This window comes from Halomonas denitrificans (genome assembly GCA_019800895.1).
GTDB lineage: Bacteria > Pseudomonadota > Gammaproteobacteria > Xanthomonadales > Wenzhouxiangellaceae.
Map to the genome: position 1 here is coordinate 276,055 of JAHVKF010000003.1, position 22,696 is coordinate 298,750.

A 22,696-nucleotide genomic window follows, 5' to 3' on the forward strand; every position below is an offset into this window, starting at 1 on the left:
GTCCGGTCCTGCCCCTCGCCTTCGACGCGCTTGAACGGACGACCGGCATTTTTCGCATCGATCGCCTGCGCGCTGGCGATCAGCTGCACAATGCTTGCCGGATGTGCCGGCGCCGAACGGCCTTCGGCAGACTTCGAAGGCAGGCTGCTGCGTCATCATGCCGGCGACGACGACCTGCTGACTGCGGGACTCGGTCTCGACGGTCTGCGGCGGCCTCCGCCGCTGCCGGCCGATCGCGATGCGCCCGAGCCGGAAGAGTTGCGCCGGGTTGCGATCCATGCCAACTACGGGGGCTTGGTCGACCTGACGGCCTCGGGCGGCCTGGAAAGCGACGACCTGCCCGCCGTGCCCGGCCGCGAAATGCACGCCTGGCTGCGATTGGCCGGGCGCAGCCATCCGGCCCGGGTCGCGGTGATGATTCCCGACGACCTGGACAGGGAGCGGCCATGCCTGGTGGTCGCGCCATCGTCGGGCTCGCGCGGCATCTACGGCGCGCTGCCCGTGGCCGGTCCGTGGGCGCTGCCGCGCGGCTGTGCGCTGGCGATGACCGACAAGGGCGCAGGTACCGATCTCTTCGACCACGCCAGCGACAGCGGTGTGACCCTGGACGGCACGCGTGCGGGACGTGGTGCTGCCACCCTGGGCCTGGCGCCGCCGGTCGTGGACGGCGCCTGGGTATCGATCCCCCATGCGCACTCGGGCGACCACCCCGAGGCCGATTGGGGTCGGTACACGATCGAGGCCGCGCGATTCGGCCTCGACGCGCTGCGACAGCTCTGGCCCGACCCGTCGCAGCCGATGCCCGAGGTTCGCGTGATCGCGTTCGGCCTGTCCAACGGCGGGGGCGCGGTCCTGCGTGCGCTGGAGCAGGCGCCGCCGGACCTGTTCGATGCGGCGGTGGTCGGGGCCCCGAACGTCACGCCGCCCGGGGCACGCCCGCTGTACGACTATGCGACCGAGGCGGCGCTCTTCCAGCCCTGCGTGCTCGGGGATCCCGCCGCCCTGGCCGGCCTTCCGTTCGCCAATCCGATGCTGGTCGGCCCGGGCCGCGTACGCTGCGAGTCCCTGGTCGAGGCGGGCCTGCTCGAACGCGCGGAACCGGCCGCGGCGCGCGAGGTGCTCGAGGCCGGCGGTTTCGATGCCGGGGCGCTTGAACAACTTGCGGTCAACACCAGCATCGACGTCTGGCGCGCCGTCGCCGCCCTCTACGCGTCGGCCTATCTCCGGGCCCCGGTCGATGCCATGCCGTGCGGCTACGGCACCGCGGTCCTCGGTGCCGACGGGCGCCGTATCGCCGCGCCCGCCGCTCAGCGGAACCTGTGGTGGGCACAGACGTCCGGTGTCGTCCCCGGCGGCGGCGTGGAGTGGTTCGACCCACGCGCGATTCGCTTTCCCGACGACCCCGACTTCGGCGGTCTCGTCTGCCTTCGCGAGCTCTGGACCGGCGACGGAGACGACGCCGATGCGCTGCGCCGTGCCGTCGAGGCGACCCGGGCCACCGGGCGGCTACCCGATGTGCCGGTCGTCGTCGTGCATGGCCGACAGGACGGCCTGATCCCGGCCGCCTTCAGCGCACGCCCGTACGTGGCCGCGGCGCGCGCGGCCGGCGCCGAAGCGCTGGCCTACTGGGAGGTCGACGGCGCCCAGCACTTCGACTCGCTGGTCCCGTTTCCGGGAATGAACACTCGCTATCGCCCATTGATCCCCGTGATGTGGGACGCCCTGGACCGGATCGACGCGATCCTGGACGGCGAAGGCGACCTCGGCGGCGACCGGGTGATGGGGGGGGAGGGGGAAAAGGGGTCGGGGACCAGGGGCTAGGGACTAGTGCCGCCGAGTCCCAAGGTTTTACTAGCCCCCTGTCCCTTTCCCCTCTTCCCTGCCTTTCAACAACCTCGCCTTCTCGCCGCCGTAGAACACGCGCTTGAACTCCGCGCGGCTGACGGGTACATAGCGGTCGTTGCCGCCGATCTCGACCTGTGCGCCGTCGGTGATGGCGTGGCCTTCGGCGTCGACGCGGACCACCATGGTCGCCTTGGAGCCCGTGTGGCAGATGGTCTTGAGTTCCTTCAGTTCGTCGGCCCAGGCCAGCAGGTAGCGGCTGCCGGTGAACAGTTCCCCGCGAAAGTCGGTACGCAGGCCGAAGGCCAGCACGGGGACGCCGAGCCGATCGACCACGTCGCCGAGCTGGTGGACCTGATCACGCGACAGGAACTGGGCCTCGTCGACGAGCACGCAGGCGATCGGCCCGCGGACCTCGAGGTCGGCCTGCACCGAGGCCAGGAGGTTCTCCTCGGCCTCGAAGGCGTGCGCCTCGGCCTCCAGCCCGATCCGCGACCGAATCGTTCCGCGGCCGGCCCGATCGTCCAGTGCCGGGGTCAGCAGGAGCGGCCGCAGGCCGCGTTCGCGGTAGTTGTGCGCCGACTGCAGTAGCACCGTGGTCTTGCCGGCGTTCATGGTCGAGTAATAGAAGTAGAGCTTGGCCATCCGTGGTCCATGGAGTCGATATAAAAGTGCCCGGTGATCCGTCGTCGGCGCATGCTGCGCACGCCGCCCCGGCAGCGGCCGGGCGTCCGCTGCCGTTCGCGAGCCCCGCTAGGGCATCCGGATCAGCAGGCGATTGGGCTGCAGGTCGGGCCGGCCGTCCAGCCAGGTCTCGAGCCGGTCGCGCACGGCCTCGCAGTCGCTGCATCCTTCGCGGGTGTAGAGCACCAGGACGATGCGCCCTGGCTCGAGATCACCGGCAAGCGGCGCGACGCCGTCCGCGTTGCGGGCGTTGGCCAGCAGCGTGTCGAGTTCGACCATCGAGCGGTCGATCCGGAAGGCGTCGATCAGCAGGTTCAGCTGGCGTTCGAAGCCGGGGCGCAGGCCGTCCATGTGGAACGCCGGGGTGGCGTCGCGGTGGTAGACGAACAGGTGCGGTACGGTCCGGATCGCTCCCCGCCGCTTGGCCTGGGCACGCGCGTTGCCCGGCAGGCGCTGGTGGGCCAGCACCGCCTCGGGACTCTGCGCCAGGGCCGTCCAGCCGGCCGGCTGCTGCGCATTCGAGGGGGCGATTATCGCGGTCGCGGCGGCGGTGAGCAGGAGCGCGGACAGGGCGTGGAGGCGGGATCGCATGCGGTGCAGTATACGTTCCGCAATGTGCCCGATCGGTGTCGTTTCGGCACCGGCCCGGGCGGTGGCCCGGGGTAGAATGCCGCGCCTATGTCCGGTCTCAATCCCCAGCAGCGCGCCGCGGTGCAGCACGTCGATTCGCCCCTGCTGGTGCTGGCCGGGGCCGGGTCGGGCAAGACCCGCGTGATCACCGAGAAGATTGCCTGGCTGATCGGGCAGGGCCACTTCCGGGCTTCGCAGATTGCCGCGATCACCTTCACCAACAAGGCCGCGAAGGAGATGCGGCAGCGCGTGGGCAAGCGCCTGAAGAAGAAGGCGGCCGAAGGGCTGATCATCTCGACCTTCCACTCCTTGGGCTGGCAGATCCTGCGCGCCGAGCCGGAAGCGGCCGGCCGGGCCCGCGGCATCAGCATCCTCGATCAGCACGCCGCCGCCGACCTGGTTCGCGAGCTCCTGCCCGGCCAGGTCAAGAACGACCAGCTGTACATGACGATGTCGGCGATCGGCGCGCTGAAGGACGAGGGGATCGACCCGGGCCGGGCCCTGGCCGACGCGAAGAGCGAAGGCGAGGGCCTGGTCGCGACGGTCTACCAGGCCTACCAGCAGCGAATGCAGGAACTGAACGCGGTCGATTTCGACGACCTGATCGCGCTGCCGGCGAAGATGCTCGATCACCCGGAACTGCGCACCCGCTGGCGCGCGAAGCTGCGCTATTTCCTGATCGACGAGGTGCAGGATACCTCCGCGGCGCAGTACCGGCTGCTGAAGCGGCTGGCCGGCGAGTCGGGGCAGTTCACCGCGGTGGGCGACGACGACCAGTCGATCTACGGCTGGCGCGGCGCGCGGCCGGAGAACCTCGACCAGCTCGGTACCGATTTCCCCCGCCTGAAGGTCATCAAGCTCGAGCAGAACTACCGCTCCGTGGGCAACATCCTGAACGCCGCCAATGCGGTGATCGCGATCAATCCGCACACGCACGAAAAGCGGTTGTGGAGCGAGCACGGCCCGGGCGACCCGATCGCGATCCGCGAGTACGCCGACGAGACCGACGAGGCCGAGGGCATCGCGCGCGACCTGGTCGCTGCCCGCGGCGGCACCTCGATGCGCTGGGGCCAGGCCGCGGTGCTCTACCGCTCGAACTTCCAGGCCCGCGAAATCGAGAAGGCCCTGCGCGAGTACGGCATCCCGTACCGCCTGACCGGGGGACCGAGCTGGTTCGACGCGCGCGAGATCCGGGACGGCCTGGCCTATCTGCGCCTGATGTTCAATCCCGAGGACAACCCGTCCTTCCTCCGCGTGGTCAACACGCCGCGGCGCGGGATCGGCTCGAACTCGCTGGCCCGCCTGCTCGATTTCGCCCGCGCATCGAAGCAGAGCCTGCTGTCGGCCGCCGATGACGCGCCGTTCCAGCGCGAGCTGCCCGAGCGTGCGGCCAGGGGCCTGCGCGGCTTCATCAACCTCGTCGTCGATTTTTCCGATCGGGCGAGCCGGGCCGAGCCCGAGGAGCTGGGTCCGCTGTTCGGCGATCTGCTCGAACACGTGGAGTATCCCGAGTTTCTCGACGAAACCGCCGACAAGCCCGAGCAGGCCCGGCGGCGGCGGAAGAGCCTCGACGACCTGGTCGGGTGGGTCGGGCGGCTGGCGAAGGACTGCAAGTCGCCCGACGAGCTGGTGGCCCGGATCGCGTTGGCTTCGAGCCCGGACGACGACCGCGATTCGGACGTCGACGAAGTCCGGCTGATGACCCTGCATGCGTCGAAGGGGCTGGAATTTCCGCGGGTCTGGCTGGCCGGCGTGGAAGAACACCTGCTGCCACACCGCAACAGCGTCGAAGAAGGCCGGATCGAGGAAGAGCGCCGGTTGATGTACGTCGGCCTGACTCGCGCCGAGCGCAGGCTGTCGATCAGCTTCTGCCGGACCCGGCGCCAGTTCGGCGAGACCCGCAAGTGCGAGCCGAGCCGCTTCATCGACGAACTGCCCCGGGATCTGCTCGACTGGCCGGGGAAGGACGGCCGCAAGGAAGTCGACGCCGATGCCGCGCGCGACAACTTCGCTGCACTGAAGGCTTTGCTCGACGGCTGAGCGGCAGCCTCTCGATCAGCAGCGTCCGATCTCGATCAGCTTGTCGAGACACGGCGTCAACGAGCGCGATGCCAGCCGCCATTCGCCATCCTGCTTGATCCAGGTGCTCATGTACTTCAACGGACCCCACCGGCCGACCGGTTGCATCGTGCCGTCGATGTCCATCCTGCCGGTCATGATCGCGACGTCGCCGTGAAAGACGATGTCCGTTCCGCTCAGCTGCACGTCGGTCACATCCCATGCCGTTACTCCGGCGATGGCCTCGGCCCGGGTTTCGATCAGGCCGCCGGGAGCGAGGACCCGGAATTCATCGACCGCGATCCGATCGAAGAACGATGCGTCGCGCTGGACGATCTGGCTTCGCACGAGCTCCTCGTTCAGCGCCAGCAACCGCGATCTGTCGGCGCTTCGTTGATCGCCGGCTCCGGTGCCATCCTGCGCCTCCTGGCCGACGGCCCCCGAGGTCGATAGCAGGCAGATGGACGCGGCGAGCGCCAGTCCCCTCGATGTTCTTGGCCAGTTCATGATCCATTTCCCGGGCACAGGTTGGAGCGACCATCGTACACCTGCTCCGGGGCGGGGGAAGCTGCCCTGCGCCAGGAGCAGGCTGGCTACACTGGTCGCATGAGTTCGTCGCCCGGGACACAACGCGCCGCAAGACGCAACCGTTCGATCTGGCTCCTCTTGCCGTTGCTTTGCCAGGCCGCTGCCGCCGAGACGGTCGTCGTGTCCAGGGAACTGTGCAACGGCTTGTGGGTCGTTCCCCTTGCCTGGACGGGCGAGAGCGGAACGTCCCATGAATTGACCGCCGTGTTCGATACGGGCGGTTCGGACCTGTTCATCGATCCGGACGGGCTCGAACGGGCGAGCGGGCGGCGCGTGCAACCCGGCCGGACCGTCCGCATGGAGGGGGTTTCGGCCCAGGGACTCGAGTTCACGACGTTCCGGCCGCGCGTTCGCGAGATGAGTCACCTCGGGGCCGCGCTCGGCAAGGACTTCGACGTCTTTCTTCCCTTCGGCGCCTTCGACGGGCGCCTGATCGTCCTGGACTATCCGGCCGGCGAAATGCGCATCGAAACCGGTTCACTGCCGGAACCGGACGGGGAGACCGTGTTCTCGTCGCGTGGTCCGGATCGCAGGCCCTGGCTGCGGGTCGACTTTCCCGATCGAGCGCGGCGCGTCCTCATCGACAGCGGGTCGAACGGCCGCCTCCAATTGAAGCGACGCTACGGGCTGGAGTGGCTCCATGCGCCGCGCGTCGCCGGCGTTTCGACTCGCTTCGACAAGTACACGATCCGTCGCGCGGCGCGGGTCCGGAATCCCGTACGCATCGCCAACCTCGAGTTCGACCAGCCGATCGTCTCGTTGACCTCCGGAACCGAGTTGATGGGCGTCGAGGTCCTCAAACACTTCGTCCTGACCTTCGACGGCGCCAACGACCGGGTCCGGTTCCAGCCGGCGCAAGCCGCGCCCGTGCGCATGGAGCCGGAGCGCGGGTCCGGCGCGATCTTCCGGGCCGACCCGGAGGGCTTCTTCGAAGTGGCGCACGTGCACCCCGGGACACCGGCGGACCGTGCCGGCCTGCGACCGGGCGATCGGGCCGTCGAACGCAACGGAGTCCCGGTACTCGATCGCGGTTGTCGACAGCTCGACGAGCCGGAGCCTGCGACGACTCGCTGGGGAATCGATCGCGGCGGGCGGGTCGAAACGATCGAACTCGAGCTCGTGGACATCATCGATTGACCTTTGAAGCGCGGCCACGGAACGGCGGCGCGCCTGCCGCCCCGGCCGCTCACGGGCCATTCACCGCATCGAGCGCACCGTGATTTCATCATCAATGACCGGGCATGCCCGAGGATTCCCGATGTACAGCATTCGACAGTTCCTGGACGAGAAGGGCCGCGAGGTCTGGAGCGTCCGCGAGGACGCGCCGGTCATCGACGCGCTCAAGCTGATGGCGGAGAAGAACTGCGGCGCGCTCGTGGTGCTCGATGAAGACGACCGCCTGGTCGGCGTCGTATCGGAGCGGGACTACGCGCGCAAGGTGGTGCTGCACAAGAAGACATCGATCGACACGCCGGTCTCCGAGATCATGACCGCCGATGTCGTCACCGTCACCGAGAGCGATTCGCTGGACAAGTGCCTGTCGATCATGTCCGCGGCCAACATCCGCCACCTCCCGGTCGTGACCGGACAGAAGCTGGTCGGAGTCCTGGGCATCGGGGAACTCGTCCAGCACCAGATCGAGGAAAAGGAAGGCGAAATCCATTCGTTGACGCAGTACGTCTCCGGAGCGCTTGCCTACCGCTGATCCGTACGACGAAGCCGGGTTTGAACTCTCCCGCCGGTTCCTGCACGATGGAGGAACGCCTTCGATCGAGAGAATTCATGGTCCTGCGCCGGCTCGCACTCGCGGCGGTCGCCTTCGTTGCCACCAGCGCAGCGATCGCCCAGACCGTCCCGATACTGATCGGCCGTTCGGGCCCGGTCGATGGCTTCCTGATTCCCGGAAATACCGGGTTTTCCAACAACGATGTCGCGCTGAACGAAGCGGGCGAAGCGGCCCTGCGCCTGTCCTCGATCGGCGTGGCCGGCAGCCGGGGCATCTGGTTCGGGGACGGCACGACGGGTGACGTCGTCGCGACCGGCGATCCATCCTGGTTCTTTACCGATGCCGACCTGAACAACGCTGCCGAGATCGTCTGGGCTCAGACCGACACGCCGGCAAACGGCATCTATCGCTGGGACCCGGTCGGCGACACGGTGTCGCTGGTCACGGCGCAGCCGCTGGGCACGTCCTCCTGGGGGACGGTGCAGATCAACGACGCCGGAACGATCGGATTTCGCGCGACCTTCGGCGGCGGCGGTCGCGCCTGGGCGTCGTACACGTCGTCGGGCACCCTGAACATCCATGCAGCGGAGGCGGCGATCCAGCCCGGCAGCCCCTGGGACTTCCTGTTCACGCCGTCGTTCAACGCCGCCGGCCAGATCGGCGGCAAGGCCCTGTTGGCTGCCGGCGGAAACCAGATCATCCGGACCGGGCCCGACGGCGGTTTCGACGTGCTGGTCTCCGACCAGGCGGCCGACGGCGGCAGCCCCTTCACCAGCCTCGACAATTCTCCGGTGATCAACGACTCCGGGGACACCGGCTTCATCGCCACGGTCGCAGGCCAGCGGGGCGTGTGGTTCAGCGACGGAACGATCACCGAGCAGCTGGCGGCCGAAGGCGAAGACGGCGTCGGTGACATCGAGTTCTTCGGTCCGGCGATCGACAACCAGGGCCGGGTCGCGTTCCGGGCCTTCGACGCCGGCACCGGGCGGCGGGCGATCTGGCTGGCCGAGTCCGGACAGCTGCCCCGAAGGTTGGTCGGCGCAGGCGACCTCGTCGACACGGATCTCGGGCCGGCGCGGATCGACAGCCCGAGCGGAATCGAGTTCTCCGGCGGGGTGACGATCAACGAAGCCGGGGAGGTCGCCTACATCGCGGTGCTGACCGCACCGGACAACGTCAACGACGTCTACGGGCTCGGCGTGCTCCGGCAGGCGTTTGCCGCCGAACTGCTGTTCGCCGACGGCTTCGAACCGATCCCCCGGGAGCGGCGCGGTCCCTGACCCGCCGGGAGCAGAGGACATGCCGATGAAAACGAGTTTTGCAGGGCTGCTTGCATGGATGGTCGCGTTCGGGGCCAGCGCCGAGCCCCAGTTCCTGAATTCCGGCGAAGTCCTGCCGACCGATCTACCGTTTTCCGAAGCGGTGCGCGTGGGCGACACCGTCTACCTGTCCGGGCAGATCGGCGTCCGGCCGCGGACGTTCGAGCTCGTCGAAGGTGGCATCGCGGCGGAGACGCGTCAGACCATGGAAAACATCCGCGCGACGCTGGAAGCCAACGGTCTCGGCATGGAGCACCTCGTCAAGTGCCTCGTCATGCTCGACGACATGCAGGAGTGGAGCGCATTCAACGACGTCTACCGGACCTACTTCGAGCCGGGGCGTTTTCCGGCGCGCAGCGCTCTCGGTGCGGACGGTCTCGCGCTCGGCGCTCGGGTCGAGGTGGAGTGCATCGCTGTCATTGAACCGCGCCAGGTCACTGAACCGCGCCAGGTCACTGAACCGCGCTAGGTCATTGAACCGCGCTAGGTCATTGAACCGCGCTAGGCGCCCGGTCGGCCTCCGCACCGTGCCCGGCCACCGGAACGGTATCGACGAAGTGGTGAGCGGGCCGAGCGACCCGGTGCGAGAGCGTCGAACGATCGGGCTGGTCCGCGGTTCGCGGCCAGCGGTCCGGCTCCATCCGCTCCTCAGCCGACTTCGTCCACCGCCGCCACGATCAGCAGCGGCCCGTCGGACACCACCACGCCGCCGGGTTGTTCGCGGGTGATCGCGAACGCAGCCGGTTGCGATACGTCCAGCTTGGCGTCGATCGGAATGATGATCTCGTCAGCGCCCGCCGGGATGTCGAACACGCCGCCGTCGACGGGGTTGGCATCCCGATCGGGGTCGACGATCCAGAGCTGGTACTGGGCGATGGCAGGATCGTTTCTCGGCATGCCGACCAGGCGCAGGTAGCCTTCCTGGCGCTCGTCGTTCCAGACGACGTCGCCGGTGACGCTGTTGTAGGCCGGGATGTCGGAGCGGCCCCATTCGATCACGGTGGAACCGGCTTCGGCCATCAGGGTCGATCGGGCAGCGGCGGCATCGACGACCGGTTCGACGCCGTCCGGGACCGGGTCCTGCGGCAGGGTGACCAGGACCACCACCGCAAGCATGGCGGCCACGGCCCAACCGATGCCCGCCGTCCAGCTGCGACTGGCAGCGCGATCGTGGTTCTTCGTATGCCTGGCGCGCGCCTCGTCGAGACGGCTCACCGTGGAGACCGCGGGCTCGGGTTCGAAGTAACGATCGGCGTCCGCGCGCAGCTTCTTGCCGAGCGATGCCGGCGGCGCTTCACCGCTGGTCGTCTCCGTGCCGCTCGTCTCCGCGACCGCGAATGCGTTCATGGCCGCCGCGACAGCGAGCTCGATCTCGTCCTCGTCGGTCAGCACGGCCGCTTCGAGCAGCTTGTCGAGCCGTTCGTCGTCGGCCGGAGAGAGCTCGCCCAGGGCGCGATCGCTCAACAGGTTCAGGAGTTCTTCGTTCATCGGTTTGCTGTTCATGATCCGGCTCCATCGGCAGGAGCGATGCCCAGTTGCTCTCGTATTCGTATCAGGCCGCGCCGCAGGTGGCTCTTGACCGTGCCCAGCGGCAAGTCGGTTTCCTCGGCGATGGCGGCATGCGTCATGCCCAGCCAGGTCGCCATGCGAAGCACCCTACGCTGGTCCGGCTCCATCCGATCGATGGCCTGCAGCACACGCTCGGACTCGACGCTGGCTTCGATCGCGGCATGGCCGTCCTTGCTCAGCTGCTGCTCGAGGTCGGCCAGCGGTTGCCGATCGGGCAGCCGGCTCTCCTTGCGTCCCCGGTCGATCAGCCGCCGACGCGCGACCATCGACACGAAGGTGGCTTCGGCCGCCTTGTCCGGGTCGAAGCGGTCGGCCTTCGACCAGAGCTCCATGAACACGTCCTGGACCGCTTCCTCGGCGTCGGCCTCGATAGCGATGAATCGCCGGGCCAGGGACCACACCAGGCCGGAATAGCGATCGATGCATTCGGACACGGCGGACCGATCGCCGTCGGCGATGCGTTGCAGGAGCTGTCCGTCCGGGTTCATGCGGTGCGGGCCGTCATTGGTTGTCCGTTTAGTGTGCCATGCGGCGAATTGGGTAACGCTCAGAGCCACTTTGCCGGTGCGACTCAAGGCGCGTTTCGAAGGGAATGGCCGCTCCCTTGCCAAGAAACGCAACGCCGAGTCGTGCCGGCACAGTGACTCCCGAAGGGCCGCCGCACCAGCGCCGTGTACTGCGTTCCACTCGCTCGACGGCCCGGCAAGGACGCCTGCACTCGCGCGCCTTGCACACGACGCTGGTGCGACGGCTGAGTGTTACCCAATTGGCCGCATGGCCCACTAGCCGGAGAAATCGATCGTGGCGCGGCCAGGAACGAAGAGGCGGCGGCCGGGAGGTCCCGGACGCCGCAGGCTTCGATCGGCGACGCCGTACTCAACGACGCATCGATGCAGCGCTGGCCACCATATCACTCGAACGACGCAGCGATTCGCGAACGTCGTCCATGGCGTAGCGCAGCTGCCAGGCACTGTCTCGGGCGGACCCGGAATGATCGCTCGCACGCAGCGCGCGCTCGAGCCGATTGCGTTCGCTGGTGCTCAGCGGGGCCGAGGCGAGGACCGCGCGCACCGCGTTGTCGTAGACGCGGACCGTGCCGGTCGGGTTGCCGTGGTTGAACATCGGCACACCCCGTGCGATGGCCCGGTCGATCGAGCGAGCGGCGTCTTCGCGGCTCATGGACTCGTTCATGGTCTCCGGCGGCAGGATCACGCGGTCGATGACGTGCACGATGCCGTTCGATGCGTCGATGTCGGTGGCGACGATCCGTGCACCTTCGATCGAGAAGCCCTGTTCCGTTGCGGTGAACGTGACGCGCGGACCGGCCAGCGTATCGAGCGTCGCGCCGTCCTCCAGCGCATCGCTGCCGACGCGTCCGGACACGACGTGGAACTTCAGGATGTTGGCGAGCCGGTCCTTGTTCTCCGGCTTCAGCAGCGTCTCGACCGTGCCGGCCGGCAGCGTGCCGAAGGCTTCGTCGGTCGGGGCGAAGACCGTGAAGGGCCCGTCATCGGACAGGGCAGGAGCCAGTCCGGCCGCGGTGGCCGCAGCCAGCAGCGTTTCGAACTGGCCGGCGTCGGCGGCGGTTTCGACGATGTTGCCGCATTCACCGTGGTGACCCGCGTGCGCGGTCTCCTGGGTCAGACCGGCCAGTGCGATCGGAAGCGAAAACAGGAACAGAAGCTTGACGATGAGTTTCATGACGATGTCCTCGTTGCGTTCGGGGCAGAAAGCGACGCGCCGAATTGCGCGTTCGGACTGATATTCGCCGGCCGGCCCGATATGGATGCAGAAATCGGAAATTTTTCCGAATAGGTAAGCTGGCGTTCCGACGCCGTTGGCAGGACTGTCCTATCCTGTAGGCGATTCCTAAAGCACCTGCGCCCATGACCCACAAGAAAGTCGTACTCGCCTACAGCGGTGGCCTGGACACGGCCTGCATCCTCAAGACCCTGATCCAGCAGGGCCACGAGGTCGTGGCCTACGTTGCCAATGTCGGCCAGCTCGAGGATTTCGACGACATCGAGCGCCGCGCCCGCGCCACGGGGGCGAGCGAAGTATTCGTCGAGGACCTGCAGCACGAGTTCGTCACCGACTTCATCTGGCCGGCGATCGCCGGCAAGGCGGTCTACGAACATCGCTACCTGCTCGGAACGGCACTGGCGCGTCCCGTGATCGCCAAGCGCCACGTGGAAATCGCGCGCAAGGTGGGCGCAACGGCCGTGGCCCACGGCGCGACCGGCAAGGGCAACGACCAGGTCCGCTTCGAACTGGCCTTCGCCGCCCTCGCGCCGGATCTCGAGATCATCGCGCCGTGGAAGGACCCGGACTTCCTTGCGCGTTTCCAGGGACGCCGCGACCTGCTGGCCTTCGCCGCCGAGCACGACATTCCGGTCGAGGCGACGGCGGAGAAGCCGTATTCCAGCGACGAGAACGTGATGCATCGCTCCTACGAGGCCGGTCTCCTCGAAGACCCCGATGCCACAGCGCCCGAAGACATGTACAAGCTGACCCGCGCGCTGAAGGACACACCGGACGAACCGGAGCGCATCGTGATCCGGTTCAAGGATGCGATGCCGACGGGGGTGGAGCATCTCGGCGACGGCACCCGGATCGAAGACCCGGTCGACCTGCTGACGTACTTGAACGACCTCGGCGGCCGACACGGCATCGGTCGCATCGACATCGTCGAGAACCGCTTTGTCGGCATCAAGTCCCGGGGCGTGTACGAAACACCCGGTGGAACGATCCTGCATGCTGCACTACGCGACCTCGAGGGCATCGCGATGGATCGCGAGGTGCGCCGCCTGCGCGACATGCTCTCGCCGCGCTTCGCCGAGATCATCTACAACGGCTTCTGGTTTTCCCCGGAGATGGATTTCATCGAGGCGGCGTTCCGCAAGTCCTCGGAGCTGATCGACGGAGAAGTGCGCCTGAGCCTGTTCAAGGGGAACGTCATCGTCGAGGGCCGGTCGAGCCCGAGTTCGCTCTACGACGCGGACATGAGTTCGATGGACGTGGCCGGTGGCTACGATCAGGAAGACGCCCGCGGCTTCATCCGCATCAACGCCATTCGCCTGACCGCGCATCGACTGATCCTGGAGCAGAGCGAGGACGACTGACGGCAGCACGGCAGGACCGGCGATCGCGAACGGCGTCGCGGTCCTTGTCGCGATTGCCGGTCAGATGCAGCTACGGGTGCGCGCGCTGCGTCGGCGAGCCGGCTACGAAGTCGAGTCGTCGTCCGAACGCGGACGCCGCGGGACGGCCATCGCGGCCCAGGCCACAGCGACAGAAAGAAGCAGCAGGCTCACCACTCCGATTCCGATCATGGCCAGCAGCGGGAGGTCGGTCCGGAACAGCAGGACGACCCACGCCAGCGTCACGATCACGATCAGCGATGCGGTCACTGCAATGCGTCGGCCGGCTGACCGGATCCAGGGGGTTCGGGATTGCGGGTTCATGGCATGCTCGCGAGAAGGTCGACATGTTCGCCTGGGCCGAGAACGGCATCGGGCGCCGCAAACGCTATACCAGGCCGGGCGTTCTGTCAAAAAGGATGTCGCGGTCGGGAAGAAACGTCCGAGACCGCATCCGCCGTGTCGCCCGCACGACAAGCAACTCGCACGCGCTTCCGGCGCTGGACCTTCGTCCGGCACTTGGCTACTCTCGCTCCAGGGGCTGGATCGGCATCAGGGAGTTGGCCATGGCGCGTTGCAATCGAAATCGTTGCTTCATCACATCGGTGTTCGTCGTCCTCGCCGGAGCGGCCTTCGCGAGCAGCGAAGATCAGCAGGCGCCGATCGTCGATCGCGAGATCGATGTCGTTCGTGCCGTAGGCGTCGTACGTTACTTCCACCCCCACGAAGCCGTGACGCGTGTCGACTGGAACCACGTCCTCCATCGAGGGTTCGAACTGGCCGCGGCGGACACCACCGACGAGGAATTCGCACGTTCTCTCAGGCGCTGGTTGGCGCCGATCGGGCGCGATATCGCGCGCGTTGCAGCGGACGATGCGTCGACGCAGCGAACGGTGGGCGCCTGCCGGGATGGGGAGCGACCCGTTCGCTGGGTGCACGAGGGCGTCACCGCCGATCCGGCCGTTCCCCTGGCCCGCGTATACCGGAGCCGACGCAGCGGCCACGAGACCGGCGGCCACCCCTACGACCACGTCGTGTTCACCAAGTGGATCGATGCCGCCCCCTTGCGCGGAAAGGAGCTGGCCTACACGGGGCGGATCCGGATGCCCGCCGGGGGCGAGGGTGTGCTGTGGATCCGCGTCGATGGACCCGATCGGGAGCAGCTGTTCTACGACAACATGTACGATCGACCCGTCACCGGCCCGGAATGGTCGGCCAAGGGCCTGGTCGTTCCGATACCCGATCGCGCCGTGGACGTGCATTTCGGGACCGTCGTCTACGGCACCGTCCCCGCCGAGTTCGATCAATTGCAGCTGCGCGTGTTCGATGAGCAGGCCGATCAGCCCGTCGGCGAGTCCCTGATCGAGGATCCGGGCACCTGGAGGGTAACGTCCGATTCGCAGCGTCATGTCCACCAGGTCGTGCAGCGCGAGGATGGAATCGCCATTCGCGTGACGATCGCGCCGGCCGACGAACCGGAGTCCGAGATCGTGCAGGAACTGCAGGACGGCGCGCCGGTCGATTGGACCGTCGAGCTGGTCGACGGCTCGTTCCTTCGCGTTCCTCTTGCCCTGTGTCCGGAGATTGCCGAGCTCGAGGCCCGGGACCGCGAACGCTTGTGGCAGCGCTATCCGGGCGGCGCCGTCGATCGCCTGTCGCCGTCGGAGCAGGCGAAGCTGGACGTGGCCGCTACCTGGGGCGTCATGCAGCATTTCTATCCGTACCGTTCCATGCTGGACGACTGGCCGCAGGCGTTGAGAGCGGCGCTGATCGAGTCACGCGCGGTCGAAGATCGGGACCACCATCTCCGGCTGCTTCAGCGCCTGCTGCACCATATCGACGATGGACACGTCAGCGTGTATGAAACCGACCCGGCGGCCGAGGCGCCGCAGGCCTTCCTTCCGCTGGCCGTCGAGCGGGTTCCCGAGGGGCTGGTGGTCGCCGTGTCGAACGAGTCGCAAGCAGTCCGTCCGGGCGACCTCGTGCTGGGCGTGGACGGAGAAGCGATCGAAACCTGGATGGCCCGGGCCCTGGTCCACGAGAGCGGCTCGCTGCAGTGGCGGACCTTTCGCGCGATCGAGGATCTGCTGCTCGGCCCGGCCGGCGAACAGCGGATGTTGAGCCTCGAGCGCGACGGCTCTCGCTTCGATGCGACGCTGGAGTTTTCGGCTCCGGGTCCCGTGCGGTCGATCGACTACCCGGTCCTCCGCGAGCTCGGCGAAGGCATCGTCCACGTCTTCCTGCCCGCGATCCGGCAGGAGGGGGTCGCGTCGCTGATTCCGCGCTTGATGGACGCCGAGGGCATCGTGTTCGACCTGCGCGGGTACCCGAACCCGACGTTCGTGCCGGCAGAGTTCCTCGGCCATTTCCTCGATGCGCCCGATGACTGGACCGCATGGCTCCAGGTTCTTCTGGCCCGTGCACCCGATGGCGACCTCGTTGCCTCGATCCAGGACCAGTTCGCCCTTCCGGTTGCCGAGCCGCGAGTGAACACGCCGACGGTCTTCCTGGCCGATCACCGCGCATTGAGCTACGCCGAGTCCCTGGTCGGCGTGATCAAGCGCCACGGCATCGGTCCGATCGTCGGTGCGCCGACCGCGGGCGCCAACGGCAATGTCATCCCGCTCGTGCTGCCCGGCGGCTTCACGGCCTCCTTCACCGGCATGCGCGTGCTGGGGCCCGACGGCTCGCCATTCCACGCGCAGGGCATCGAGCCCGACGTGGCCGTCGGTCCGACGCGGAGCGATCTCCAGGCAGAACGCGATGTCGTGCTGGAGCGGGCGATCGACCTCCTGCACGAGCGCTGAGTCCGATGCGGTGATGATGGACGCATTGCTCGATTACTGCGCGGCCCAGCCGGGGATGCTGGTCGTGCCCATCGACGTGCTGTCCGCGGACGGTCTCGATCCCGTGGCGGCCGAAGCCTATGCTGCGCGCGGCCTGCTTTCGAACACGGAGTGCGAGCGGATCGATACGATGATCCGCAAGTACTGCGAACGGGCCGCCAAGCTCGGACGCGCTTCGCGCCAGTGGTTTCCACCCCGGGTCCAGCACCTCTGCCTGGTCACCGACGGGGTCCGGACGCGACCCTACTTCCAGCCCTTCCACGCCAGCAGCTGGCTGCTCTATCGGGAGGACGTCGCCCCGGATACCTCCAGCCTGGAATTCTCGATCTTCCTGCTGTTCCAGGCCGAGCGCCAGGTTCTCCAGCAGCAGATCGGCGCCAGCCTCCTGACCAACCTTCCGTACCTCCTGATCCTCGATGACGACCAGCTCGCGGATTTCATCGACGGTTGCCGGAAGAGCGCCCGGCCGGACGCGGCCGGCTACCGTGCGTTGGCCGACGCACTGCCCGAGCTGCGAACGATGCATCACGAAGTGTTCCGGCGGCCGACGGTGGCCGTATCCGGCGCGCAGCGCCTGGCCAACGGCCTGATCGCCGATGCGGGCCAGCAGCAGGTTCTGGAGCGTCTGCAGCGGGACTGGATGCAGGCGATCGAGGCGGTGGTCGCGGCGCATCGAAACACGGTACGACGGCCCGCGGCCCGAGCGGGCCGGTCCCTGGTCGACTGGCTGGATGACGAGAATCCGCATCTGGTGGTCACGGGCGAGCAGGGCGAAGTGCTCTGGCGCGCGGCCGGCACGGGCAGCCCGACCCTGGCGTCCGTACTCGCCGGAGCGACGCCCGAAGCGGAAGCGTCCATCCTGGCCGACCTCGAGGTGATCGATCGCCGGAGCCGGGCGTTTCTCGACAGCCTCGCCGATCCCGCTGCCCTGGCCCGGCCGGCGAGCTGGATGACCGCGGGCGGGCTGAGCTACATCCACGGCGATACGCTTCGCATCGCCTATTCCCTGACCGACGACCCGGAACGCCTGCGCCACGCCAGCCCGCCCTACGAGCGATGGATGCTCGCTGCACGGACGGTGCACGAGTGGGGCCACCAGGCGGCCGAGTCGGGCTGGGTCCGGGTCGATCCGGAACGGGTCGAAGAACGCAAGGCCCGGGAGCGTGCACTGGTCGAATCGCTCGACCAGCTCGTGGACGCGTTGCCCGCCGGGCTGCATCGTCCGCTGACCGGGGCCCTCGGGCGCGCCGGGGATGCCGATCGGAGCCCGGGCGAGACGATGCTGGCCGGCCTGCTCAGGCGGATCGACGACTACATGGCCAACCTGCTGGCGCGGCACTACCTGAGCGCCGACGAGATGGACACCTACGTGCGCAACAACGTCGGCGCGCGGCTGCTCGACTACGCACCGGAGCAGGCCCTGACCCACCTGCTGCGGGTTGCCTACGAGTTCCAGTACCTGTCGCTGTCGACGATTCGTGATCCGGAGCGCTGGTTCATGGACAGCACGTGGTTCGACTCGTTGTTCGCGGCCCCCGGCGTCTGCAGCCGAGCGCGGTTCCTGGCGCTGACCGATCGCATCGCTGCGATCTGCGACACCTACTCCATCGACGCCGATCGAATCCGCCTGCCGGACGGGTCGGACTGAAGCCGGCAGCGATCCTGCACTGGCGACCGAGCGCCAGGGAATCGACGACCTTCGGCGGCGGTCGGGCGGGCGCCGCTGACGAAGGGCAACTCACCTTGCGCTTCCGGGCTGTTGGCGCTAGCGCAAATCAACGACCTGCAGCACCTTCTTGACCGGGATTTCAAAAAAGCGGAGCAAGTCCGCAAGATGTTGAAAGTTATGAAAATAATTCGAAATTTTCTTCGGAAAACCGTTGACAGCCCCGCTCCACAGGCGTACAACTGAACTCGACGCGGAAGCCTCACAAGGGTGAAGCGGCGCTAGAAGGCTCGATCCATCGAGATCTGGCGGCAAGCTTGGACACTGCTCGCAGGAGCCATGTTTGTCGAGCATCAGGAGACCAGCGCTAGCGCTCCAATCTCAAATTATCCGCGGACAAGCCCCGGTTCCAGAAGACCGGGGTTTTGTTATGTGCGCAGGTGCCCTGCAATGGGAACGGCGCGCGGATCCCTCGCCCCGAAGGTGCCGTGTTCTCCGTTCCAGGGCGGTCGACCCGAGGGCTTCAAGCGTTGATTCCTTGACGCCCTGTCTGCGCGGATCGACGCATCATCCTTCCATGACCGATGGACGCCGAATCCGGGGCGGCGGGCGGTGCGAACTGTGTGAGCGCCATGTCCGCGAACTGACCCGCCACCACCTGATCCCCCGCACGCGACACAGCAACCGCCGCAACAAGCGCGACTTCGACCGCGCAGAGGTCAAGCACCGGCTGGCCCTGTTGTGCAGGCCCTGCCATTCGAACGTCCACGCCACGCTGGACAACAAGTCCCTCGAGCGCGACTACAACACCGTCGAGGCGTTGGCCGCGCATCCGGACATCGCGCGCTTCACCGACTGGATTCGCGAACGTCCCGACGGGACGCGCGTCGAGTTCAGGCGCTGGAGCGCCCGCTGAGGTCTCCCCCTCGCTGAAAGGGAGTTGATGACTGAACACCGCTGCTGCCCGCGCGGGATCGATCGCGGGATCGATCGCGCACCGGCCGGCAATCATTGCCGCTGGCGGATCGCCGAGATCAGCTCGTCCTTGTTCATCTTGCTGCGACCCTCGATGTCCAGCTCCTGCGCGCGCTGGTCGAGCTCGTCCTTCGTACGGTCTTCGAGGCGCGTGTTCGGATTGCCCGAACCCTTCGTGGTTTCGTTCTCCGTGCGGCCTTCCTTTCTCCTGCGCTTGTTGACCGTGCGGGCGGCGATCTCCTCGGCGCGATCTTCATCCGTGCCGCGCTGCATCTTGTCCTTCTTGATTTCTTCGTACTGACGTTCGTCCTTGTCGCTCCATTCCGAAGGCATGGGATCGGCCTCTCTCGTACGTCGTATGTCCTTCGGAATCCTGAAGAATCGAACGCGGATTCGAAATAACCTGCGTTAAACAGTGCGGCGCGCCTCCGATGCCTTGTGTGACGACCCGGACGGACGATCTTCGAGCCGGCCCGGCAGGAAAGAAATGCACCTGCGGCGGCGAGTACCGGCTACGGCGCGGAGAAGCAGCCGGCGAGCTTCGCCATGTTGTCCTGCATCAGCGCGCTCAAGGGCAGGTCCTGCGAGGCCTCTACGGTGCCGCAATCCTGGTTGATCTCCAGCATGGCCGGATCCGACAGGCGTGGATAGTCCTGCTGCAGGGTGGCCATCTCCTGCAGCGAGGAAAACGTGCGGTCGGCCATCGCCTCGACCTCCTCGACCAGCGCTACGGTCTCGGCCCGGCCGAAGCGCTCGATATGGGTCTCGACCACGCATTCGACGGAAGCGACCATGCGTTCGGTGTATTCGAAATCGATGCCGCTGGTATCGAGGTCGGGTGCGCAGTCCTCGATGACGTCGAGCATGGTCTCGCCGATCTGCTGGCTGGCGGCGACGTAGCGGTCCCGCAGCCCGTCGTCCGCGTAGGCGGTGGCGGAGGCGGTGACGCCGATGGAAAGGAGCAGGAGTGCAGCACGTCGTGAGTCGATCATCGGAATTTCTCGCACGGTTCGGGAATCGAGGGCAGGGATGCCTGTTCCTGGTTACGCGAAGCCGCCTGCAGGCGCGCCATGGTGTGCGCGGAGCGCAGGCGTGGCTCGAGGCCCGTCAGCCGAACCGGACCATCACCACCGCAGTGATCGCGGTCGCCGCGATCAGGTTGATTACCAGGCCTTCTGCCGCCATGGTCCGGATCGGCACCCGCCCGGAGCCGTAGATCACGGCATTCGGTGCGGTGGCGACCGGCAGCATGAACGCGCAGCTTGCACTGATTGCGGCCGGCACCATCAACAGTTCGGGCGCGACCCCGGAAGCGACCGCGGTGGCTGCGAGCACCGGCATCAGGAGGGAACTGGTCGCCGTGTTGCTGGTCATCTCGGTCAGAAAGGTGACGCCGAGTGCGATGAACAGGACCATCAGCCAGGGCGGGAGGCTGGCCAGCGTGGTCAACTGGGTCGCGACCGCGTCGCTCAGCCCGGTCTCGATGAAGCCCCGCGCGATCGTGATGCCGCCGGCGAACAGGATCAGGACGCCCCACGGAATGCTTCCGGCGGTTTCCCAGTCGAGCAACCGGTCTCCCGTGGGCCGGCCGTCGCCGTCGCGTCGCCCGCTGGGCAGGCAGCACAGCGCCACCACGGCCAGCATGGCCACGGCAGCGTCGTTGGCGTAGGGCAGGTTCAGCGCGGCCTGCCAGCCGCCGAACGGCGCCGTGCGGGTCATCCAGAGCAGTGCGGTGACGGCGAACACGGTCATCACGCGGAGTTCCGGCACGCTCCACGCGCCGGGGCGTTCGAGCTCGGGCAGGGGCCCGCGTTCGACCCGCCGCGTCAACCAAAGGAACATCAGCGGCAGGACCAGGGCGACCACGGGCACGCCCCAGCTCATCCACAGCGGAAACGAGGTCGTGGTACCGAACCGGTCCTGTACCACCTGCATGTAGACCAGGTTCGGTGGGGTTCCGATCGGTGTGCCGGTGCCCCCGAGACTCGCCGAGTAGGCGATCCCGAGCAGCAGCGGAACGGTCAGCGGTACGAATCGCCTGTCCTCCAGCACGGCCAGCGCCACCGGAAGCAGCATCAGCGTGGTCGCGGTATTGGAAATCCACATCGAGAGGAAGGCGGCGGCCAGCATGAAGCCGAGTACGAGGCCGCGCTGGCCGAGGCGCGCGCAGGCGTGGATCATGACCAGTGCCAGGCGCCGGTGGGCACCGGACTTCGCCAGCGCGCCGGACAGCATGAAGCCTCCGAGCAACAGCAGGATCAGCGGCGATCCGTAGCTCTGCGCGACGTGGGTCGGGGTCAGCGCGCCGCCCAACGGCAGCAGCGCCATCGGAAGGAGCGAGGTCACCGGGATGGGTACCGGCTCGGTCAGCCACCACACGGCGCACCAGGCGGTCACCGCTGCGACGACGGCTGCCGGCGTTTCGAGCTCCCATGACGTGATGCCCAGCGCGCCGACGGACAGCGCCGCGAACGGTCCGAGCGCCAGGAAGAAGGGAGTCAGCCGGGTCGGCGGTGGCGGGTTCGTGCGTTCGGTCACGGCGTTGGCCCGGAAACGTCAGCGTCCGAGGGTAGCCGAATCGATGCGGCGGGTCGATTGCGAACAGGAGGCGGTCCGGAATCCGCCGCCTCGGTGGTCGCAGGCCGATCCTCTCGCTCCACCGGGCTTACTGCTGCTGCCCTTGCTGTCCTTCCTGTTCGAGGCCGTGCTCGATCGGCCGCGTTTCACGCGCAAGGCGGTCGAGCACGCCGTTGACGAAGGTGTGGCCCTGTTCGGCGCCGAAGCGGTGCGCGAGTTCGACGGCTTCGTCGAGCACGACCCGATAGGGAATCTCGATGTGATTGACCAGTTCCGCGGCACCGATGCGCAGGATCACCCGCTCCATCTGGTCGAGGTTGACGTCCATGCGGGTGATGTGTGGTCGGAGCTTCTCGTCGAGATCGTCGCCCTGGGCGATCACTTCCTGGACGAGCTGTTCGAAGTAGTCCTTGTCGACGCCCTCGAAGTTCTGCTCTTCGACGAACTGCTGGATGATGCTGTGGGCCGAGTCGTCGTTGAGCTGCCACTGGTACAGCGCCTGCAGCGCGCGGCGACGTGCGCGCCTGCGCGGCTCGTAGGGACTTTGCTTGCGCCGTTTACCCGCCATCGCCGTCCGCCTCGTCGTCGTCGGATGCGTCGATGCCGATCATGCCGGCCAGGTTGGCCATTTCCAGCGCGGCCAGCGCGGCTTCGCGGCCCTTGTTCTTGCGCGCGGGATCCGCGCGGTCGCGCGCCTGATCGCCGTTTTCGGGCGTGAGCACGCCGAAGGCGACCGGGACGCCGGTGACCAGGGCGACGTCGCCGAGTCCGCGCGCGCATTCGGCGCTGATGAAGTCGAAGTGAGCGGTCTCGCCGCGGACTACGGCGCCGAGCGCAATGACCGCGTTGAACTCGTCGGACGCGGCCAGGTGAGCGCAGGCCAGCGGCAGTTCCCAGGCCCCGGGCGCACGCACGAGCGTGATGTCGTCGTCGTCGACGCCGTGCTCGCGGAGCGCGGCCAGGCAGCCGTCGATCAGCAGGTCGACGATCTCTTCGTTGAAACGGGCCGCGACGATCGCGATGCGAAGGCCCTGGCCGTCGTGGTTCGGGTCGATCCGGTTCATCGTTGTGTGGAT

At 67.5% G+C, this 22,696-nt stretch carries 22 protein-coding genes; 10 read left to right on the forward strand and 12 right to left on the reverse strand.

Going from position 1 to position 22,696, the window contains the following annotated elements:
* Window positions 1–90: 90 nt before the first annotated feature.
* Window positions 91–1,821: a D-(-)-3-hydroxybutyrate oligomer hydrolase gene (locus KUV67_09815; GenBank protein MBY6205176.1), complete on the forward strand. Its 1,731-nt coding sequence runs from the start codon at window positions 91–93 to the stop codon at window positions 1,819–1,821.
* A 30-nt stretch (window positions 1,822–1,851) separates the two neighbouring features.
* Here KUV67_09815 and KUV67_09820 read toward each other — a convergent pair whose 3' ends face one another.
* Both KUV67_09820 and KUV67_09825 read right to left on the reverse strand, forming a co-directional pair.
* A complete protein-coding gene (locus tag KUV67_09820) occupies window positions 1,852–2,487 on the reverse strand; it encodes a thymidine kinase (protein MBY6205177.1) in 636 nt (211 codons plus the stop codon).
* Between the two features lie 108 nt (window positions 2,488–2,595).
* The gene (locus KUV67_09825) at window positions 2,596–3,117 is read right to left on the reverse strand and encodes a hypothetical protein (GenBank protein MBY6205178.1); all 522 of its coding nucleotides are present in this window, start codon (window positions 3,115–3,117) and stop codon (window positions 2,596–2,598) included.
* An 87-nt stretch (window positions 3,118–3,204) separates the two neighbouring features.
* Between KUV67_09825 and KUV67_09830 the strand changes: the two genes are divergently transcribed.
* Entirely contained in the window at window positions 3,205–5,196 is a 1,992-nt protein-coding gene (locus tag KUV67_09830; protein MBY6205179.1) for a UvrD-helicase domain-containing protein, read from the forward strand.
* 15 nt (window positions 5,197–5,211) lie between these two features.
* On the opposite strand, the gene KUV67_09835 is transcribed toward KUV67_09830, so the two are convergent.
* Entirely contained in the window at window positions 5,212–5,721 is a 510-nt protein-coding gene (locus KUV67_09835) for a nuclear transport factor 2 family protein (protein ID MBY6205180.1), read from the reverse strand.
* 201 nt (window positions 5,722–5,922) lie between these two features.
* Here KUV67_09835 and KUV67_09840 point away from each other — a divergent pair, with 201 nt between their 5' ends.
* The 4 genes from KUV67_09840 to KUV67_09855 all read left to right on the forward strand — a co-directional run bounded on the left by KUV67_09840 (window position 5,923) and on the right by KUV67_09855 (window position 9,316).
* Complete coding sequence (locus KUV67_09840; protein ID MBY6205181.1) at window positions 5,923–6,939, forward strand: hypothetical protein; 1,017 nt, start codon at window positions 5,923–5,925, stop codon at window positions 6,937–6,939.
* A gap of 121 nt (window positions 6,940–7,060) precedes the next feature.
* The gene (locus KUV67_09845) at window positions 7,061–7,507 is read left to right on the forward strand and encodes a CBS domain-containing protein (protein ID MBY6205182.1); all 447 of its coding nucleotides are present in this window, start codon (window positions 7,061–7,063) and stop codon (window positions 7,505–7,507) included.
* A gap of 77 nt (window positions 7,508–7,584) precedes the next feature.
* Window positions 7,585–8,808 carry a hypothetical protein gene (locus KUV67_09850; protein MBY6205183.1) on the forward strand — a complete coding sequence of 408 codons (1,224 nt, stop codon included), beginning with the start codon at window positions 7,585–7,587 and terminating at the stop codon, window positions 8,806–8,808.
* 25 nt (window positions 8,809–8,833) lie between these two features.
* Complete coding sequence (locus tag KUV67_09855; GenBank protein ID MBY6205184.1) at window positions 8,834–9,316, forward strand: RidA family protein; 483 nt, start codon at window positions 8,834–8,836, stop codon at window positions 9,314–9,316.
* A gap of 179 nt (window positions 9,317–9,495) precedes the next feature.
* Here the strand turns inward: KUV67_09855 and KUV67_09860 are convergent, their stop codons facing one another.
* The 3 genes from KUV67_09860 to KUV67_09870 form a co-directional block, all read right to left on the reverse strand.
* Window positions 9,496–10,350, reverse strand: a complete 855-nt coding sequence (locus KUV67_09860) for an anti-sigma factor (GenBank protein ID MBY6205185.1) — start codon at window positions 10,348–10,350, stop codon at window positions 9,496–9,498.
* On the reverse strand, window positions 10,347–10,904 hold the full coding sequence (locus tag KUV67_09865) for a sigma-70 family RNA polymerase sigma factor (protein MBY6205186.1): 558 nt from the start codon (window positions 10,902–10,904) through the stop codon (window positions 10,347–10,349). The genes KUV67_09860 and KUV67_09865 overlap by 4 nt, the downstream gene beginning before the upstream one ends.
* A 388-nt stretch (window positions 10,905–11,292) precedes the next feature.
* On the reverse strand, window positions 11,293–12,117 hold the full coding sequence (locus tag KUV67_09870) for a fasciclin domain-containing protein (GenBank protein MBY6205187.1): 825 nt from the start codon (window positions 12,115–12,117) through the stop codon (window positions 11,293–11,295).
* A gap of 185 nt (window positions 12,118–12,302) precedes the next feature.
* Between KUV67_09870 and KUV67_09875 the strand changes: the two genes are divergently transcribed.
* Complete coding sequence (locus KUV67_09875) at window positions 12,303–13,538, forward strand: argininosuccinate synthase (GenBank protein ID MBY6205188.1); 1,236 nt, start codon at window positions 12,303–12,305, stop codon at window positions 13,536–13,538.
* 102 nt (window positions 13,539–13,640) lie between these two features.
* Here KUV67_09875 and KUV67_09880 read toward each other — a convergent pair whose 3' ends face one another.
* On the reverse strand, window positions 13,641–13,880 hold the full coding sequence (locus tag KUV67_09880) for a hypothetical protein (protein ID MBY6205189.1): 240 nt from the start codon (window positions 13,878–13,880) through the stop codon (window positions 13,641–13,643).
* A 242-nt stretch (window positions 13,881–14,122) separates the two neighbouring features.
* On the opposite strand from KUV67_09880, the gene KUV67_09885 reads away from it, so the two are divergent.
* The 3 genes from KUV67_09885 to KUV67_09895 all read left to right on the forward strand — a co-directional run bounded on the left by KUV67_09885 (window position 14,123) and on the right by KUV67_09895 (window position 18,984).
* A complete protein-coding gene (locus tag KUV67_09885; GenBank protein ID MBY6205190.1) occupies window positions 14,123–16,363 on the forward strand; it encodes a hypothetical protein in 2,241 nt (746 codons plus the stop codon).
* A gap of 13 nt (window positions 16,364–16,376) precedes the next feature.
* On the forward strand, window positions 16,377–18,050 hold the full coding sequence (locus tag KUV67_09890; GenBank protein MBY6205191.1) for a hypothetical protein: 1,674 nt from the start codon (window positions 16,377–16,379) through the stop codon (window positions 18,048–18,050).
* A gap of 595 nt (window positions 18,051–18,645) precedes the next feature.
* Entirely contained in the window at window positions 18,646–18,984 is a 339-nt protein-coding gene (locus KUV67_09895) for a hypothetical protein (protein MBY6205192.1), read from the forward strand.
* Window positions 18,985–19,076: 92 nt separating this feature from the next.
* Here KUV67_09895 and KUV67_09900 read toward each other — a convergent pair whose 3' ends face one another.
* From KUV67_09900 to ribH, 5 genes are all read right to left on the reverse strand, one after another.
* Window positions 19,077–19,376, reverse strand: a complete 300-nt coding sequence (locus KUV67_09900) for a Rho termination factor N-terminal domain-containing protein (GenBank protein MBY6205193.1) — start codon at window positions 19,374–19,376, stop codon at window positions 19,077–19,079.
* A 179-nt stretch (window positions 19,377–19,555) separates the two neighbouring features.
* On the reverse strand, window positions 19,556–20,035 hold the full coding sequence (locus KUV67_09905) for a hypothetical protein (protein MBY6205194.1): 480 nt from the start codon (window positions 20,033–20,035) through the stop codon (window positions 19,556–19,558).
* 115 nt (window positions 20,036–20,150) lie between these two features.
* Entirely contained in the window at window positions 20,151–21,581 is a 1,431-nt protein-coding gene (locus KUV67_09910; protein ID MBY6205195.1) for an SLC13 family permease, read from the reverse strand.
* Window positions 21,582–21,708: 127 nt separating this feature from the next.
* Window positions 21,709–22,188 (reverse strand): transcription antitermination factor NusB, encoded by a 480-nt coding sequence (gene nusB / locus KUV67_09915; protein ID MBY6205196.1) that lies wholly within the window; start codon window positions 22,186–22,188, stop codon window positions 21,709–21,711.
* On the reverse strand, window positions 22,178–22,684 hold the full coding sequence (gene ribH / locus KUV67_09920) for a 6,7-dimethyl-8-ribityllumazine synthase (GenBank protein MBY6205197.1): 507 nt from the start codon (window positions 22,682–22,684) through the stop codon (window positions 22,178–22,180). The genes nusB and ribH overlap by 11 nt, the downstream gene beginning before the upstream one ends.
* Window positions 22,685–22,696: the final 12 nt, after the last annotated feature.

Excerpts from the sequence above, each read along its gene's own strand:
- KUV67_09815 (MBY6205176.1), top strand. The coding sequence starts at position 91 with ATGCTTGCCGGATGTGCCGGCGCCGAACGGCCTTCGGCAGACTTCGAA.
- KUV67_09820 (MBY6205177.1), bottom strand. The coding sequence starts at position 2,487 with ATGGCCAAGCTCTACTTCTATTACTCGACCATGAACGCCGGCAAGACC.
- KUV67_09825 (MBY6205178.1), bottom strand. The coding sequence starts at position 3,117 with ATGCGATCCCGCCTCCACGCCCTGTCCGCGCTCCTGCTCACCGCCGCC.
- KUV67_09830 (MBY6205179.1), top strand. The coding sequence starts at position 3,205 with ATGTCCGGTCTCAATCCCCAGCAGCGCGCCGCGGTGCAGCACGTCGAT.
- KUV67_09835 (MBY6205180.1), bottom strand. The coding sequence starts at position 5,721 with ATGAACTGGCCAAGAACATCGAGGGGACTGGCGCTCGCCGCGTCCATC.
- KUV67_09845 (MBY6205182.1), top strand. The coding sequence starts at position 7,061 with ATGTACAGCATTCGACAGTTCCTGGACGAGAAGGGCCGCGAGGTCTGG.
- KUV67_09850 (MBY6205183.1), top strand. The coding sequence starts at position 7,585 with ATGGTCCTGCGCCGGCTCGCACTCGCGGCGGTCGCCTTCGTTGCCACC.
- KUV67_09855 (MBY6205184.1), top strand. The coding sequence starts at position 8,834 with ATGAAAACGAGTTTTGCAGGGCTGCTTGCATGGATGGTCGCGTTCGGG.
- KUV67_09860 (MBY6205185.1), bottom strand. The coding sequence starts at position 10,350 with ATGAACAGCAAACCGATGAACGAAGAACTCCTGAACCTGTTGAGCGAT.
- KUV67_09865 (MBY6205186.1), bottom strand. The coding sequence starts at position 10,904 with ATGAACCCGGACGGACAGCTCCTGCAACGCATCGCCGACGGCGATCGG.
- KUV67_09870 (MBY6205187.1), bottom strand. The coding sequence starts at position 12,117 with ATGAAACTCATCGTCAAGCTTCTGTTCCTGTTTTCGCTTCCGATCGCA.
- KUV67_09875 (MBY6205188.1), top strand. The coding sequence starts at position 12,303 with ATGACCCACAAGAAAGTCGTACTCGCCTACAGCGGTGGCCTGGACACG.
- KUV67_09880 (MBY6205189.1), bottom strand. The coding sequence starts at position 13,880 with ATGAACCCGCAATCCCGAACCCCCTGGATCCGGTCAGCCGGCCGACGC.
- KUV67_09885 (MBY6205190.1), top strand. The coding sequence starts at position 14,123 with ATGGCGCGTTGCAATCGAAATCGTTGCTTCATCACATCGGTGTTCGTC.
- KUV67_09890 (MBY6205191.1), top strand. The coding sequence starts at position 16,377 with ATGATGGACGCATTGCTCGATTACTGCGCGGCCCAGCCGGGGATGCTG.
- KUV67_09895 (MBY6205192.1), top strand. The coding sequence starts at position 18,646 with ATGACCGATGGACGCCGAATCCGGGGCGGCGGGCGGTGCGAACTGTGT.
- KUV67_09900 (MBY6205193.1), bottom strand. The coding sequence starts at position 19,376 with ATGCCTTCGGAATGGAGCGACAAGGACGAACGTCAGTACGAAGAAATC.
- KUV67_09905 (MBY6205194.1), bottom strand. The coding sequence starts at position 20,035 with ATGATCGACTCACGACGTGCTGCACTCCTGCTCCTTTCCATCGGCGTC.
- nusB (MBY6205196.1), bottom strand. The coding sequence starts at position 22,188 with ATGGCGGGTAAACGGCGCAAGCAAAGTCCCTACGAGCCGCGCAGGCGC.
- ribH (MBY6205197.1), bottom strand. The coding sequence starts at position 22,684 with ATGAACCGGATCGACCCGAACCACGACGGCCAGGGCCTTCGCATCGCG.